The 14,942-nt window shown below is 58.4% G+C and carries 11 protein-coding genes, 1 tRNA gene and 3 pseudogenes; 8 read left to right on the top strand and 7 right to left on the bottom strand.

Features of this window, described 5'->3' with window-relative positions; all coding sequences use genetic code 11:
- Window positions 1-7: 7 nt before the first annotated feature.
- Window positions 8-444: pseudogene (locus tag KDX37_RS14640) on the top strand (NADPH-dependent F420 reductase); the annotation flags it as partial.
- Here the strand turns inward: KDX37_RS14640 and KDX37_RS14635 are convergent.
- The 4 genes and pseudogenes from KDX37_RS14635 to KDX37_RS14620 form a co-directional block, all read right to left on the bottom strand.
- Complete coding sequence (locus tag KDX37_RS14635) at window positions 411-914, bottom strand: DUF3237 domain-containing protein (protein WP_231653394.1); 504 nt, start codon at window positions 912-914, stop codon at window positions 411-413. The pseudogene KDX37_RS14640 and the gene KDX37_RS14635 overlap by 34 nt on opposite strands.
- A 48-nt stretch (window positions 915-962) precedes the next feature.
- A complete protein-coding gene (locus tag KDX37_RS14630; RefSeq protein WP_231653393.1) occupies window positions 963-2,060 on the bottom strand; it encodes a polyamine ABC transporter substrate-binding protein in 1,098 nt (365 codons plus the stop codon).
- A 38-nt stretch (window positions 2,061-2,098) separates the two neighbouring features.
- Window positions 2,099-3,426 (bottom strand): annotated as a pseudogene (locus KDX37_RS14625) (alginate export family protein).
- 122 nt (window positions 3,427-3,548) lie between these two features.
- Complete coding sequence (locus tag KDX37_RS14620; RefSeq protein ID WP_406642416.1) at window positions 3,549-4,799, bottom strand: serine hydrolase domain-containing protein; 1,251 nt, start codon at window positions 4,797-4,799, stop codon at window positions 3,549-3,551.
- Between the two features lie 142 nt (window positions 4,800-4,941).
- Here KDX37_RS14620 and KDX37_RS14615 point away from each other — a divergent pair, with 142 nt between their 5' ends.
- Window positions 4,942-5,577, top strand: coding sequence for a TetR/AcrR family transcriptional regulator (locus KDX37_RS14615; RefSeq protein ID WP_231653392.1), 636 nt, complete (start codon window positions 4,942-4,944; stop codon window positions 5,575-5,577).
- 128 nt (window positions 5,578-5,705) lie between these two features.
- Window positions 5,706-7,022: a sensor histidine kinase gene (locus KDX37_RS14610; RefSeq protein WP_231653391.1), complete on the top strand. Its 1,317-nt coding sequence runs from the start codon at window positions 5,706-5,708 to the stop codon at window positions 7,020-7,022.
- Window positions 7,023-7,073: 51 nt separating this feature from the next.
- Here the strand turns inward: KDX37_RS14610 and KDX37_RS14605 are convergent, their stop codons facing one another.
- Window positions 7,074-7,700 carry a glutathione S-transferase N-terminal domain-containing protein gene (locus tag KDX37_RS14605; RefSeq protein WP_231653390.1) on the bottom strand — a complete coding sequence of 209 codons (627 nt, stop codon included), beginning with the start codon at window positions 7,698-7,700 and terminating at the stop codon, window positions 7,074-7,076.
- 255 nt (window positions 7,701-7,955) lie between these two features.
- Between KDX37_RS14605 and KDX37_RS14600 the strand changes: the two genes are divergently transcribed.
- On the top strand, window positions 7,956-8,459 hold the full coding sequence (locus tag KDX37_RS14600) for a cupin domain-containing protein (protein WP_231653389.1): 504 nt from the start codon (window positions 7,956-7,958) through the stop codon (window positions 8,457-8,459).
- 60 nt (window positions 8,460-8,519) lie between these two features.
- Window positions 8,520-9,929, top strand: a complete 1,410-nt coding sequence (gene mapR / locus KDX37_RS14595) for a GntR family transcriptional regulator MpaR (protein ID WP_231653388.1) — start codon at window positions 8,520-8,522, stop codon at window positions 9,927-9,929.
- A gap of 289 nt (window positions 9,930-10,218) precedes the next feature.
- On the opposite strand, the gene KDX37_RS14590 is transcribed toward mapR, so the two are convergent.
- Window positions 10,219-11,460, bottom strand: coding sequence for a M20/M25/M40 family metallo-hydrolase (locus tag KDX37_RS14590; RefSeq protein ID WP_231653387.1), 1,242 nt, complete (start codon window positions 11,458-11,460; stop codon window positions 10,219-10,221).
- A gap of 190 nt (window positions 11,461-11,650) precedes the next feature.
- Here KDX37_RS14590 and KDX37_RS14585 point away from each other — a divergent pair, with 190 nt between their 5' ends.
- Complete coding sequence (locus tag KDX37_RS14585; RefSeq protein ID WP_231653386.1) at window positions 11,651-12,427, top strand: class I SAM-dependent methyltransferase; 777 nt, start codon at window positions 11,651-11,653, stop codon at window positions 12,425-12,427.
- A 175-nt stretch (window positions 12,428-12,602) separates the two neighbouring features.
- On the opposite strand, the gene KDX37_RS14580 is transcribed toward KDX37_RS14585, so the two are convergent.
- Window positions 12,603-12,678 (bottom strand) — tRNA-Asn (locus KDX37_RS14580).
- A 252-nt stretch (window positions 12,679-12,930) separates the two neighbouring features.
- Between KDX37_RS14580 and KDX37_RS29755 the strand changes: the two are divergent.
- Together KDX37_RS29755 and KDX37_RS29750 are read left to right on the top strand one after the other, a co-directional pair.
- Window positions 12,931-14,067 (top strand): annotated as a pseudogene (locus tag KDX37_RS29755) (HAMP domain-containing protein); the annotation flags it as partial.
- A gap of 15 nt (window positions 14,068-14,082) precedes the next feature.
- Window positions 14,083-14,928: a methyl-accepting chemotaxis protein gene (locus KDX37_RS29750; protein ID WP_406646031.1), complete on the top strand. Its 846-nt coding sequence runs from the start codon at window positions 14,083-14,085 to the stop codon at window positions 14,926-14,928.
- The last annotated feature ends 14 nt before the right edge of the window (window positions 14,929-14,942 follow it).

The following is a 14,942-nucleotide window of genomic DNA, read 5'->3' as shown; positions in this document are numbered from 1 at the left end:
GTCTGCAGCAGTCAGGCATTACCCGGGACGCGATGGCCATGTTGCTGCACTCGACGGTTTTGCAACCACACCAGCCGTCTGATTGCCGAACACTTTGCAGGCTCGCATGTGGTGAAAGTCTTCAATGCCATTCTTGCGGAAGATCTGGTCACCGACGCTCGGTCAAAGCACGCTCCAGACAGGCGCGCCCTCCCCGTCGCCGCTGATGATCAGCAGGCCAAAGAGCCGATTATGACCTTGCTCGACGAGATCGGATTTGACCCTGTTGATGCTGGCATTCTCGACGACAGCTGGCGATTCGAACGGGCCAAACCCGCGTATTGCATCCCTCTCGACAAGGCCGGTTTGAAACAGGCCCTCGCCAAAGCCGAACGAACCGTAGAATTGCCCCACGGTTCCTGGCGTCATGCTCAGACGCCTGGACCGGGCGATGCCAGTTTGTAGACCTGCACCTCAACGTCATCTCCACTTGGGTACCGCACCTGCCCGATGAAGGCTGTCTGGGCAAGCCAGCTCAAACGGCCTTGGGGCACTTGAAAACGTGGCGTGCAGGTACAGTGGTATTCGCTGTCGGGAATGGGCCAGATACCCCGCTGTTCCAGATCCTGCCCCTTGGGACTGATCCGCAATGTGCCGGTGTTGTGCAGATTGATCAGCTCGCCCTCGTCGGTAAGCAGGCTGTAAGTGGCGTTCATCTCACCGGTGCCGTCAGGCCGGACAACAAAAAAGTCCGCGCCGCCTGCCAGCACCTGCCCGCTCAATTGCGGCCCCTCGAAACGCCCGCCGACAATTCGGTAATTACTGCGCAAACCGTCAATGCTCTGCCCCATCCAGTCTGGCTGTCCAATGCGCACCTGCAGGGTCAAGACGTGTTGCAGTGTCGGCAGGCTGAAAGGTATTGATTGTGTCGTCATGAAAGCTCCTGACCGGAGCCCGGAGCCCAAGGCTCCGGGCGACCTGTCTCAACGGTTGGTTCTGATGGTCGTCCAGGCACGGGTGCGTACACGCTCAATGGCGTTCGGCAAAGGCTCCAGCGCAAACAACGTACGGCGCGCGTCGTCCGGGATATACATGGCGGGGTTGTTGCGAATTTCCGGGGCGACCAGTGCAGTCGCATCCTTGTTGGGGTTTGGATAGCCAATCTTGTTACTGATCTGGGCGATCACTTCAGGACGCAGAATGTAATTGATGAACGCGTGTGCCTCCGCGGGGTGCGGCGCCTTGGCGGCGATGGCCATGACGTCAGACCACATAGGAGCGCCCTGTACGGGCAGCGCCATCTCTACGTGAACACCGTTATTGGCGTTGATTGCCAGTTGTTTGGCCAGCGCCATGCCGCCCGACCAGCCAACAGCGAGGCAGATATCGCCGTTGGCCAGATCCATGCCGTAGCGCGATGAGCTGAAGTACTTGATGTTGGGACGAATCTTGAGCATCAGGTCCTGGGCTTTCTGATAATCGCCCTTTTCCTGACTGTTAGGGTTCAGGCCCAGATAATGAAGCGCGATGGGCAGAATCTCGTTTGCCGCATCCAGAAAGCCGACTCCGCAGCTGGACAGCTTCGCCAGTGTGTCACCTTTGAAAATGACGTCCCAGTTGTCCAGCTTTGCGTCAGGGCCGAGCACCTTGGCCACCTTGTCGACGTTATAGCCGATCAATGTGGTGCCCCACAGGTAAGGCACGCTGTAGCGATTGCCGGTGTCACCGACCTTTGCCAGAGACGTCATGAATTCTGGGTCCAGGTGCGACCAGTTGCTCAACTGCCCGCGGTCGAGCGGCTCGAACGTCCCGGCGGCGATCAGCTTGCCGATGGTCGAGCTGCTGGGGAATACGACGTCGTAGCCCGAGTTGCCCGTCAACAGCTTGGATTCCAGTGTTTCCACACTGTCGAACACGTCGTAGATGGGACGTATACCGGTATCTCGCTCGAAGTCTTTCAGCACCTGCGCAGGCAAGTACTCGATCCAGTTATAAATGCGCACCGTGCGCTCTTCGGCCAGACAGACACCGCTGACCAGTAACGACAGCAGGCACGCGATCAATGCATGAGGCTTGAACATGAGAAACACTCCTGAGCGGCCGCGAAGGCTCGCGACGATCAATAGCGATAGGTGAAATAGAGTTCCAGCGCGCTGAAGTTCTTGTCATTGCCAAAGACCTGCCGGGCGGCAGCCATCGGTTTTACCCAGTTGTAGGACAGCGAGGTATAGAGCCTCGGGGTGGCTACCCAATCTACGTAAATGACACTTTCATCAGCAAAGCGCTTGTCGCTGACCGGTGTGCCCTGGTAGTTCTTCTCGTCCAGCCAGAACTGGTAATGAATCGCGCCCAGCGTCACGGTTTCACTCAGGTGGTTCTTGATGGAGAACTGCTGAGCCTTTTCGTTGCTGTTGAACATCAGGTAGTTGCCCACGACGTCACCGATCAGCCAGGTCGACCAATCGACAAAGCCCTTGCTGAGCGGGTCCCAGGTTTTGGCCTTGTTGTCTGCCAGGTTCGAATCGCCAGAAAAGCTGGCGTAGCGGTAACCAACCATGGGGGTGAGCGGCAACATGTCCAGGGCGTAATCCGCCTGCGCGTACCAGGCGCTGGCGTCGTAGTCCACTCCGTCGCCACTGCCACGCTGCACTGCGTACTCACCATTGAGTGTCAGCGACGGCAAGCCAGGCACTTTGCCTTTTAACGCTCTCAGGTTGTACACCTGCATCCCGTCGCGGCGAAAAATGGTTTCCCGGGCAAGAGCCTTCACCTTCATGGCCATGGCGCCAAGCGTCACACGGTCATCCAGGTTGTAATCGACGTTGGCACCGGTCATGCGAAACCCGCCAAGGTCGTCATCCACACGCAACGAGAAGCCCTGAGCCTGGAGCGCGCCGTGATCCCAGCCAACCAGCGCGGAGTCCTTGAACGCGGTTCGCGGACCCAGCCAGTAGCCACCGTCCTTGAACTGATCGAGGTTGCCGTCCATGACGATGAAGCCAGTGCCGATCATGTAGTTCTGGCGGCCCACGGTCAGCTTCCAGTCCCCCGCCCGCAGCCCGGCATACAGTTCTTCCGGGGCGACATCGCCATCGGAGCTGCGGGTGAAACCACCCGGATCTCCATCACCGAAAGTCGTTGCTCCTACCACCGAGGCTCCGGCCAGCAGATCGACTCCAGACGCAATCGGGTAGCTGAGCGTGAGGCCGGGTTTGACGTAAAGCTCCTGCCAGTCGACCTTACTGCCGTCATTCTGACGGCTGCGCTGGTCGACGCGTCCGGCACCAAAGTTCACATTACGCGCCGTGTTGAGGGCGCCTCCCGCACTGAATGTGAACTCTCCTTTCAAATCATTTTCTTCAAACTGTAACCCGCCATCGCCGCATGACTGGCGAATGGCAGGCTTAACGTCAGTACCGCACGCGACCATCGGATATCGAGCACCATGGGAAAGCTCCTGTGTCTGTCGTTTTTGTATTACAGGGCAGTGAAATCAGACGGCCGAAAACGCCGCCTGGGCCTGTCGAAACAGGCAAGGCGCAGCTGGAGATACGTTGTTGTTATGGGTCTCAGTCAGCCAGATGTGCGGCAATGACCCGCATCATTCGCACGCTGTCGGCGTCCAGTTCAGAGACGGCCTGCGGGAGCGAAGACTGCTTGACGATGACCACCTGAGAGGCGTGATCGACAAACAGGTATTGGCCATGGATACCGCCGGCCATCACAGCCTGGCTGTGGTCGTTGAATACGTACCACTGGCTGCGGTAAGAGGCGCCCGGCGTCCAGTTCGAGAACTCTTCATCGGCGGCATAAATAGATGCATCGCCGCCTGCACGAATACGTTCGAATACCGAGGCGGGAAGGAGCTGCACACCATTGAAAGAGCCATCGCCTGCCACCAGCCGGCCAAAGCGCGCCATGTCTCGCAAGGTGGCGCTGAACCCTGCTCCGGCGACGTTCCGACCCCACGGATCAGCTGTGAAATAGCCGTCGCGTTCGCAGCCCAGCTCGCGCCAGACAGCTTCCAGCCGTTGAGCACAGGACTCGCCACACGCCCGCTCCATTACCCACGCAAGTACCTCGGTAGTGGCCGTGACGTAATGAAAGAAGCCGCCGTGCTCGTCACGTTTCTTCAACGAGGGCAAATATTCATAAAGCGTCTGGTACCGGGCGTACTGCGCAGGCGTTGGCTGAAAACCGCACGCATAGCCGTACTGCGAGCTTTCGGAATCAGGGTCGTCATAAATTTCGCTGTATTCGATCCCGACGGCCATGTCGAACAATTGCTGCACCGTGGCGTCTGCAAAGGCGCTGCCCGCAAGCTCGGGTACATAAACACTCGCCAGCGCGTCCGGAAGCAGTCGACCTTCGGACACCAATTGTTCGCCCAGAATGCCGATCAGTGACTTGGTGACCGAAAACATGATGTGCCGATCGTGGTCACGCTGACCGTTGAAGTAGCGCTCAAACACGATGGCATTGCCTTTGACCACAATGAACGCATCGGTGTGGCTGGCATTGAGATGTTCCGCAACACTGACACGCTGTCCGCACTCGCTATCGAAAAACAGCCCATCAAGATTCTGCGGCGCCTGGGTGAACGCCGAAGCGCTGCCCTGCCCGGCCCTGACGCTGATCGATGGGCGCAAACGCGCCAAATGGCGGAAACCCCATTGATTGAAGGGGGCACGCATCCAGTTATGCCACGTCACCCGACGCTCGTCCGTGGCTGGAAAACCGCGCATCAAATCCTCTGCCGACGATACCGGACCTGCAGGCTGCCGGGCGTTTTCGTAGATCAGTTCAAGGGAACGACTCATGAAGATGTCCTGAAAAAATGACGCCGCCGATGGCAGCTGCGTTTAAAAAATTAAACAGATAAATTTCTTTAGTCAATAAATTATTTTTCAGAACAAAGCATCCCCGCTATGATCTCTGCATCAGATCAAACAGTGAGCGCACGTGAGCGGACTCAGAGAGCGTCAAAAAGAAATGCGCCGCCAGGCTATCGCCAAGGCAGCGGTCGAGTTGTTCGAAAGTCAGGGGTTTGAAAACACCACCATTGAGCGCATCGCCCAAGTGGCTGGAGTGTCAGCACCAACGGTATTCAAATACTTCGGCAGCAAGCAGGAAATCATTCTGGAGATGCTACGGGCGGCGGACGAACGCGCGATTCTGGACACCCGCGCCTGCCTGTCCGATTTCGACGACCCTGTCGACGCGTTGTGCCACCTTGAAAGTCTGCTGGTGGGCTACGCGCTGGACGTCCTCGGCGCGCCTCTCTGGCGTCAACTGCTGCCGCTGATACTGAGCGGCGGCGATGGCGGGCTGCCGGAAACCTACCGGCAAATGAACGGCGTCCTGCAAAAGCAGATCACCTTGGTGCTGGCGGAACTGCAAAATGCCGGAAAGCTGCGGCCTGACCTGGATATCGATCTGGCGGCTTACCTGCTCAATGATTATTCACACCTGCAACTGTTGCGTCTGACCAGCCGCCCGGAACTGGATCTGCAAGGCCACCGCGAGCAGGTCAGGCGCATCACCCGCCTGGTGTTCGAAGGGATGCGACCGGTAAACCCCGGCATTTCCTCGTCATAAACATACAATTCGAGGCGCAGGTAGCACATATTCTGAATACCGGTAACGCCTCGTTGAAGTTTCTTGCTGTGCCGTCGGGTGTAAAGGCATGATACCGACACATTTTATCCCCGTTGTGATGCGCTGCCATGACTCACCGTCCCGCTCCTTTTCCAGCAAACGAGAAAGACCGGATCCTGTCCCTGGAGCATCTGAGGATTCTGGACAGCGCACCTGAGCAAGGCTTCGACGATGTTGTGCTGTTGGCTACCACTTTGTGTGACGTGCCTATTTCACTGGTGTCACTGATTGACCGCGAGCGCCAGTGGTTCAAAGCCTGCATCGGGCTTGACGTCCACCAGACTCACCGTGACCTGGCGTTCTGCGCCCATGCGATCCTGCAACCTGCCGACGTCCTGGTGGTGGAAGACGCCACGCTGGATCCACGCTTTCAGGAAAGCGCGTTGGTACTGGGCCCGCCGTACATCCGTTTCTACGCCGGTGCGCCCATTTGTACCGAGTCGGGCCTGTCGCTGGGGACTGTCTGTGTGATCGACACGCGTCCGCGTACGCTCACTGAACAGCAGCGTCTGGCCTTGCAGGCGTTGGCGCGGCAGACCGCTGCGTTGATGCAGTTACGATTGCTCGATCAGCAACATCAGCAACGTGTCGCCGAGCTCTCGGCAGACCTCGACAACGCACAGAGTCAGAGCAGGGCAACCGAGCGTAATCTGCAGCATTCGCAACGCGTTTCATCGCTGGGGATGCTTACGGCAAGCATCGCCCATGACTTCAACAACCTGCTTCAGGCGTTGAGCGCCAGCCTGCAACTGATCCGCATGCGTGCCAGGCGCCCCACTGACGTCGAAAGCTTCAGCGACACCGGCTTGCAAGCGGTGGAGCATGGCCGACAGCTGGTCAGCCGCCTGCTCACCAGTGTTCGCCAGGATGGCCCAGAGCTGATCTGCATTGATGTCAGTGAGCGGCTGGAAGCCGCACGTGACCTGCTGTTGCGCTCGGTGGGTGACGAAATGAAGCTGTCGTTCGACCTTGAAGCCAAAGGCTGGGGCGTGCTGTGCGTCGAGCCGCAACTTCACGCTGCCATCCTGAACCTGCTTGCCAATGCCCGCGATGCCATGTCCGGCCCTGGCCACGCGCACATCAGCACACGCACGGAATCCATTCAGGAGGACCTGCAATTGCCTGAAGGTGATTACCTGGTACTCAGCGTGACCGACAACGGACCGGGCATCCCCCAAGAGTTGGTGACGCGCATTTTCGAACCCTTCTTCACCACCAAAAAGACGGGACTGGGCACCGGCCTTGGCCTGGCGCAGGTTCAGGAATTCGCCGTCAGTGCCGGCGGTGGCGTCCGCGTCGAAAACTCTCCGGGGGGCGGGGCCTCGATGAATATTTACCTGCGAATATTGGGTCGTATTGACCGCAGGCAGCCGCTGGCGTCGTAGCTATTCCCGTAAGTGCAGGCATCAGATATCGGATAATTTCATCCAGGCAGGCTATGCCCACTGGCGCTCGGCAACAGGCTTGACTGTCGGATGAGCATCGATCTGCAACAGCGAAACATGGAACTCGGGACGTCGCATTTGCAGGTGCTCCCGCGTACCGCTCCATCGAGTCACGACGGCTGCCAGAACCTCGACCGCCCCTGGCGCATCGGGCCTCCAGAAGTCTGGCTGCACAAACACATCGCTGAATGTTTCCCAATGTTCGTAAAGGCGCAAACGAGCACCCTCCTCCAGCCGCGTCAACGACACCTGATCAGTATCGGGCATCCAGCGTTCCGGATGATCAATGATCCCGATGGCGGAATAACAATTGGCGGCAATATAAACCAGCGCCCGCAACGCATGGGCCTGACTGACAACGCTTCGAGGCAGCAGTCCAGACTCGGGGAACTCAAGCCCCAGATGAATCAATATCGCGACGCTTTCCGTCATTACGCTACCGTCAGGCAGGATCAGGGTCGGTACCTGAACAAGTGGATTGGCCTGTTCAAGCGCCTCCTTGTCTGACCCCTCTTCCCAAGCGCATGCAGGGATCAGCGTGTAACAAACGTTGCAACGGCCGAGGGCAATTTCGATAGCCACCGAGCCCGAGCCTTCGGCGCCAAAAAGTGTGTACATGTTCGAGAGTCCTTCAGGTCCATCAGTCAATCCTGACTGGGTAGCGACATGTTTTACCGGTACAGGGTTACTCTGCGTTGATCACTGCCAAACCTGACAGTGCATGACGAGGGACACGATCAGCAGTATCACAAGGTAAATAAAGGGTAGCAGCGACTCCAGAGGCGCCCCGTCGAAAACGGGCCATCGAGCGCCAGCCGCTGAAACATAATGGTCTACAGTTCAGGTTCTCCGAAGTTCGCAGGTCGCGCAGCAATGACGAATATATCCAGGCATGAACTGGCTTCCCGGCTGATCCGCAATTTCAATGACGCAGCCCTGGAACACGAGGTGCGCGAACCGTTGTATGAAAGTCTCGCGGCTCGTCTCGGTACCGGAACGGCAGCGACAAAGTTGGGCGCCTCTGTCGATATCGTTGCGCCGGGCAAACGCTCGTGCCCTTATCACTTTCATCACGCTCAGGAAGAGATGTTCATCGTCATTGAAGGTGACGGCAGCCTGCGGGTCGCGGGTGAAATGCTGCCGATCAAGACCGGCGATGTGATCTTCATCCCGGCAGGCCCTGAATACCCTCATCAGATCATCAACACGTCATCATTGCCCCTCAAATACCTGTCGGTCAGCACGAGAGAAAAACCGGAAATCTGCGAATACCCCGACTCCGGCAAGTATCAGGCAATGGCGTCGAGCTCAGGCGGCTATTTCGTGGCAAGTCAACGCGTCGATCAGAGCGTTGATTACTGGGATGGCGAACCCTAGGCTTTGTGCTGACTGTCCGCTTTCAAGCATGATGCGTGCATCATCCGCTTGATGCCGTCTATGAAACGCTACGAAAAATTCGCCGCCGACATCGCTGAACTGATCCGCAACGGTATCCTGCCGCCCGGCGCAAAAGTGCCGTCGGTGAGAATGGCGAGCCGCACTTACGCGGTCAGCCCCACCACGGTGTTCAAGGCGTACTACCTGCTCGAAGACAAGGGCCTGATCCAGGCCCGAGCCCGCTCAGGCTATTACGTGCGAGACGCCAGCTCGCAAACCATGACTGAGCCGGAGCTGATCAGACACACCAGTGACGGGACCGATGTCGGCGTCAGCGACCTGATTTTTTCGGTGCTGGCCTCGCTCAAGGACCCTGATACGGTTCCGTTTGGCTCGGCGTTCCCGAGTCCGCATCTTTATCCCCTGCCGCGCCTGGCAAAGTCCATGGCCTCGGCGGTTCGTGCGCTGACACCAGCCGCCATTGTCAGCGCCATGACCACCGGAAACGACGAACTGCGCCGTCAGATCGCCTTGCGCTACATGATCAGCGGCGTACGCCTGCCCGCCAGTGAACTGGTGATCACCAACGGCGCAATGGAAGCCTTGAACCTGTGCCTGCAATGCGTCACCCAGCCCGGCGATCTGGTCGCCATCGAAGCGCCCGCGTTCTATGCCTGCCTTCAAGTGCTTGAACGGCTGAAACTCAAAGCAGTGGAAATACCCGTGCATCCTCGCGACGGCGTGGACCTGCTTTCGCTGGAGGAAAGCCTTGCGCGGTTGCCGGTCAAGGCCTGCTGGTTCATGAGCAGTTTTCAGAACCCGTTGGGCGCCAGCCTGACGCAGACGAAAAAAACGCAACTCTATGACTTGCTCGAAAAACATGACGTGCCGCTGATCGAGGATGACGTGTACTCCGAGTTGTACTTCGGCACCCAGGCGCCCCACCCGATCAAAAGTCTGGACCGCGACGGACGAGTCATGCATTGCAGTTCGTTTTCCAAGGCACTCGCGCCAGGCTATCGGGTAGGCTGGGTAGCAGGCGGACGCTACACCGAGCAGATAAATCGCCTGAAGCTGATGACCACGATTTCGCCGTCGGTGCCGGCCCAGGCCGCGCTCGCGGACTATCTCAAGCACGGTGGATATGACCGCCACCTGCGAAAACTGCGTGACGCGCTCGAACGCCAGCAGTCTGCGATGCTCACGGCCGCAGCCCGCTACTTTCCGTCGGGCACACGCGTGACCAAGCCTGTGGGCGGCTACTTTCTGTGGTTCGAGTTTCCTGAGCAGGTTGATTCGTTGCAGCTTTTTCAACAGGCACTGGAGCAAGGCATCAGCGTTGCGCCGGGCCCGATATTTTCACCTTCGCAGCGTTTTCAGAACTGTGCCCGCCTCAATTACGGTAGCCCGTGGGATGAGCGAAGTGAAGCAGCGATGGCGACGCTGGGTCGCATCACCGCCTCATTCTGAACCCCATCTGATCTCTGTTTTTTTCTCCTTTCTGAATCTGTACCAGAAATGCGAGCAGCCCGATAATGGCCATGCACTCAGTTGCCACGGCCCTGACGCCACGCCGATGTGTGCATTGCGCCACCGTGACTCAAACCCACTGTTCAAGAGGTTCTCATGGGTAAGCTTGCACTGTCTTTACTGGGCTTTTTAGCGTTCACCATTGCCATTGGCCTGCTCGCCACCATTCCGCCGTCCTGACACTGGATGACGCCACCCGACGCGCCGCAACCTGTGCGTCGGGTTTATATCACTGCGCCCCGGCAACCTTCATGATCATCCGCGCCAGCAGATAGATACGTGGTGCCACGCTGTTGACTTCAGCGTATTCATCAGCGGTGTGGATATTGCCACACACGATGCCAAAGCCATCCAGCGTCGGTGTACCCACACTGGCCGACAGACTGGAGTCAGCCGCCCCGCCGCTGCCTTCGATGGTGAGCTTGCGTCCCAGCTCACCATAAATGTCCTGCGCCATGGCAACCAACGCGTCGGATTCAGGGGTTTGTGGCATCGGCGGCAAGCCACGCACCAGGCTGGTCTTGACCTCTGTATCCGGCACCAGGCGGTTCTCCGACACTTTTGCCAGATCCTGTTCAATGCGATCAAACTCTTCCGGCAAGACCGCACGCACATCAGCCTTGGCGCTGGCCTGATCAGGAATTACGTTGGTGCGATCACCGGCCTTGAGCACGGTGAAGTTGATGGTGGTTTTCCTGGCTTCGTCACCCAGCTTCCCAAGCTGCAGAATCTGGTGCGCCACCTCGGTTGCCGCATTGCGCCCAAGCTCTGGCGCAACGCCTGCATGAGACGACTTGCCCTTGACCTCGACCAGCGCCGTCGCCACGCCCTTGCGCCACACCACAAGCCCGTCTGCCGGGCGGCCGGGCTCCAGATTGAGCGTGACGTCATGCTCTTTGGCGGTTTTCTTGATCAGCTCGGTGCCGACGCTGGAGCCGGTTTCCTCACTGGCGTCCAGCAGCACGGTGATCTGCGCGTAGTCGGTGAACTTGAGGTTATTCAGCACTTTCAGGGCGTAGACAGCGGCAACGATTCCGCCCTTGTCGTCCATCACGCCGGGGCCGTAGGCTCGCCCGTCCTTGATGGTGAACGGTCGCTCCGCTGCGGTGCCTTCCTTGAAGACCGTGTCCATGTGCGCCATCAGCAAAATCTTTTTCTTGCCGGTGCCTTTGAGCGTGGCAATCACATGATTACTGGGGTCCGGTGTGTTCGGCACAAGCTCGATGGTCGCGCCGAGCTTTTTCAGCTCTTCAATCGCGATGTCGCCCACCTGATTGATACCCGGCGCGTAGCCGGAACCCGAGTCGATGTTGACCAGGCGCTCCAGCAGCTTCAAGGCCTCACCCTGATACTGCTCGGCGTCGGCCTGGATCTTTGCGTGAGGCTCGGCCAGCGCGAAGGGCGCAAAAGCGGACAAGGCAAGCGCAAGGCCCAGACCCACGGCACGTGTTCGGCGAGAAAGTGTGATCATCCTGAATACATCCTTTTGACTGACATTGAGTGTGCAGACGTACCTTACAACAGGACAGTACACTTTCAACGGCGCGGTAACGCCCCACCTGACGCTCGCCCTCGAAATGTCTGCATCCAGTGGAGCCCGCCTCGCCCATGAACGGATCACGTTGTAAAATCGATCAACTTCCCAACCAGGACCGCACCCCATGGCCGGCATTCAAAAAGCTGCGCAGATTGGCTTCTCATCTCAGGCAGGCACCTATGCCAAAGGACGCCCCAGCTACCCGATCGAGCTGCAAGCCTGGCTCATGGATGAGCTGGGGATCGATTCGGAGTCAACCGTGATCGACCTGGGTGCAGGCACCGGCAAGTTCACGCGGCTGTTGAACTCAATAACCCGGGATGTTGTGGCAATCGAACCTGTCGAGGCCATGCGGGCGGAGTTCTCGAAGGCCCTGCCGGACCTCAGTATTCTGAACGGCACTGCCGAATGCATTCCGGTCGATTCAAGCACCGCAGAGGCAGTGGTTTGCGCGCAGGCCTTCCACTGGTTTGCCAGCGAAAGTGCGCTTGCCGAGATTCATCGAGTTCTGAAACCGGGCGGCAGACTGGGGATGATCTGGAACGTGCGGGACGAGTCGGTGGACTGGGTGGCCGCCATTACCGACATCATGACCCCTTACGAAGGCGATACGCCGCGTTTCCACACCGGGCTCTGGCGGGCGCCTTTCAGCGGCCCTCATTTTTCAGAGCCGCAGATGACCTGCTTCAAGTACGTGCATTCAGGCAGCCCTCAGGAGGTCATCCTCGACCGTTTCCTCTCGGTGAGCTTCATCGCCGCATTGCCGCCAGCCGATAAAGCCAACGTGACAGAACAGCTGCACGCGCTGATAGCCACTCACCCGTCTTTGAAGGGCCGTGAAATCATCGAATTTCCGTATCAGACCCAGGCCTATCTCTGCCACCGGATCAATTCAGAATAAGGGGGTGGTGAGTCGCGGTGATGGCTGAGACAGGTTACTGACCTGCACCCAGACTCGACGAGCAAGGGCGTCGCAGGCACAAAAGGCCGGAAAACCCCTGAAACGCAAAAACCCGCCGAAGGGCGGGTTTTTGAGGGCTATCAGAGGCTTTGCAAGCTGCCTTCGAAACCGTGTCTGGCTCCACGACCTGGACTCGAACCAGGGACCCAGTGATTAACAGTCACTTGCTCTACCAACTGAGCTATCGCGGAATGAGCGCTATGTTACTGATTCACAAAACGAAGTCAAGCCAGCTCAGTAAATTTTTTTTGCTCTATATCCCCATCTGACTCATCGCCAGCCGTGCAAATGCCGGGGTCGTAGATCTTTCAACTTACTCCTCAATGTGGGCTCAATGAGGATAGCCATACCCAAAAATGGCCGATTTCCCCTTTCAAGAAATACCTTGTGATGCCGACACCTGATTCAGGCAGCTGAATTCTCACGTCGCAGGTATAAAAACAATGGCCACGCTAAAAACTGTGCAAGCACGCTACACCGCAACATTCGTGGGATTCATGGCGCTGGTCATCCTGTTGACCGTTTATGGCATCGGCCAATTCGTGACCCCAAGGCTCACCGCGACTGACGAGAATATGCTGACCGCAAAGGCGGCTGATATCAGTAACGAAATCAAGACCGAGCTGGCGCGAGTTCAAGCTCAACAGCGCGCGATCACCGAGCTGGTGCCGCAGTTGTCCAGCGACGACATCGACCGCCTGTTGCCATTCCTGGTCAACCAGTACGGCGAAGCCAAGGTCTTTGGCGGCGGCATTTGGCCGCTACCTGATGCACGCACCCCAGGGCGTGCCAAGCACAGCACCTTCTACCACCGCGATGCGTCGGGCAAGCTGATCGTCAACACCCACTGGAACTCGCCCGAGTCGCTCAATTACTTCGAGCAAGGCTGGCATAAAGGCGGTTTGAACTCGCCTGCCGGCCAATGCGCCTGGGCGCCTGCCTATCAGGACGCTGCAAGCCCTGAACCGCGCACCAACTGCGCCATGGCGATCACCAAGGACGGCAAGCCCTGGGGCGTATCGACCATCGACGTGACGCTGGGCTTTTTCAATCAGTTGGTTGAAGCCAAAGAGCGCGAAGTCAACGGGCGCATCATGATCATCGAGGCCGACGGCAAGATCCTGTCGAACGTGCCAGGCAGCAGCGACAAGATCGTACTGCGCAATATCTCCGAACTGGCTGCACAGTCGCCCTTCATCAACGGCATCAAATCGGCCTTGGCGGCCAAGGGAAACGGCACCTCACGCCTGACCTATGACAACGCCGACGGCGAAGAGTCGACCCTGTTCCTGATGCCGGTCGCAGGCACGCCCTGGTTGTTGGCCGTGTCGCAGAAAACAGCCCTGCTGAAAAGCCAGAGCGAAGCGGTCCTCAAGACGTTGGCCTGGCTGCAGATCCCGATGGTGCTGGTATTGCTGGTGCTGATGGTTGTCGCACTGCGCGCCTTGATGCATCGCCTGAATGTGCTCAAGACCAACATCGATACGCTGTCGGCCGGTGACGCTGACCTGACCCGCCGCATCGCGGTCAAGGGCCAGGACGAAGTGGATCAGGTGGGCGAATCCGTCAATCGCTTCATTGCTTACCTGCAGCGCATGATGCTGGAAGTCAGCAGTTCCACCAGCGAGATTGCCAGCGGGATTGAACAGTTGCGCAGTCAGTCGGGCAACACCAGTGCCATTCTGGTCCGTCACGCCAACGAGACCGATCAGGCCGTTACAGCGATCACCGAAATGTCGTCCACGGCCGATGAAGTAGCGCGCAGCGCGGCACAGACTGCCAGTTTCACGCAATCAGCCAATGAAAACGCGCAAATCTCCAAGACCGTTGTAGCCGATGCATCGGACAGCGTGACCGCGCTGATCAGCGAAGTGGACTCTGCCACCAGCAAAGTGCAATCGATGGAGCAGGACGCCAAGCGCATCAACGCCGTATTGGCGGTGATTGGTGAAATCGCCGGTCAGACCAACCTGCTCGCACTCAACGCGGCCATCGAAGCGGCACGGGCCGGTGAACAGGGTCGCGGGTTTGCGGTGGTGGCTGACGAAGTACGCGCCCTCGCCGCCCGTACCCAGGCCAGCACCTCGGAAATCAACGAGATGTTGAGCAGTCTGCAGCAAGGCGTCAGCGCAGCGGTTGCAGCCATGGAAAAAACCCGCCAGAGCTGTCAAGCCACCGCCGGCAAGACCACGGCAGTGACCGCCGGGCTGGATGACATGACCAGTTCGGTACTGCGCATCAACGACCTGAGTATGCAGATCGCCACGGCCGCCGAGGAACAAAGCGCGGTGTCCGAGGAAATCAGTCGCAACATCATTGCTGTGCGTCATATCGTCGAAGAGCTGGTTGAGGGTGGTTCCAGCAACGAGCGCAGCACGGCGGCACTCTCTGAGTCCAATACCCGCCTGATCGCCTTGGTACGTCGCTTCAAAGTCAGTTGAGGCCTGGGCGAACC

The sequence above is a fragment of the Pseudomonas californiensis genome (assembly GCF_021147775.1).
In the GTDB taxonomy this organism is placed as follows: Bacteria; Pseudomonadota; Gammaproteobacteria; order Pseudomonadales; family Pseudomonadaceae; genus Aquipseudomonas; species Aquipseudomonas californiensis.
The sequence above is the reverse complement of the archived record's forward strand: the minus strand, read 5'-3'. Positions and strand labels throughout refer to the sequence as shown.

Excerpts from the sequence above, each read along its gene's own strand:
- mapR (WP_231653388.1), top strand. The coding sequence starts at position 8,520 with ATGAAACGCTACGAAAAATTCGCCGCCGACATCGCTGAACTGATCCGC.
- KDX37_RS14605 (WP_231653390.1), bottom strand. The coding sequence starts at position 7,700 with ATGTACACACTTTTTGGCGCCGAAGGCTCGGGCTCGGTGGCTATCGAA.
- KDX37_RS14630 (WP_231653393.1), bottom strand. The coding sequence starts at position 2,060 with ATGTTCAAGCCTCATGCATTGATCGCGTGCCTGCTGTCGTTACTGGTC.
- KDX37_RS14610 (WP_231653391.1), top strand. The coding sequence starts at position 5,706 with ATGACTCACCGTCCCGCTCCTTTTCCAGCAAACGAGAAAGACCGGATC.
- KDX37_RS14600 (WP_231653389.1), top strand. The coding sequence starts at position 7,956 with ATGACGAATATATCCAGGCATGAACTGGCTTCCCGGCTGATCCGCAAT.
- KDX37_RS14585 (WP_231653386.1), top strand. The coding sequence starts at position 11,651 with ATGGCCGGCATTCAAAAAGCTGCGCAGATTGGCTTCTCATCTCAGGCA.
- KDX37_RS29750 (WP_406646031.1), top strand. The coding sequence starts at position 14,083 with ATGATGCTGGAAGTCAGCAGTTCCACCAGCGAGATTGCCAGCGGGATT.
- KDX37_RS14635 (WP_231653394.1), bottom strand. The coding sequence starts at position 914 with ATGACGACACAATCAATACCTTTCAGCCTGCCGACACTGCAACACGTC.
- KDX37_RS14620 (WP_406642416.1), bottom strand. The coding sequence starts at position 4,799 with ATGAGTCGTTCCCTTGAACTGATCTACGAAAACGCCCGGCAGCCTGCA.
- KDX37_RS14590 (WP_231653387.1), bottom strand. The coding sequence starts at position 11,460 with ATGATCACACTTTCTCGCCGAACACGTGCCGTGGGTCTGGGCCTTGCG.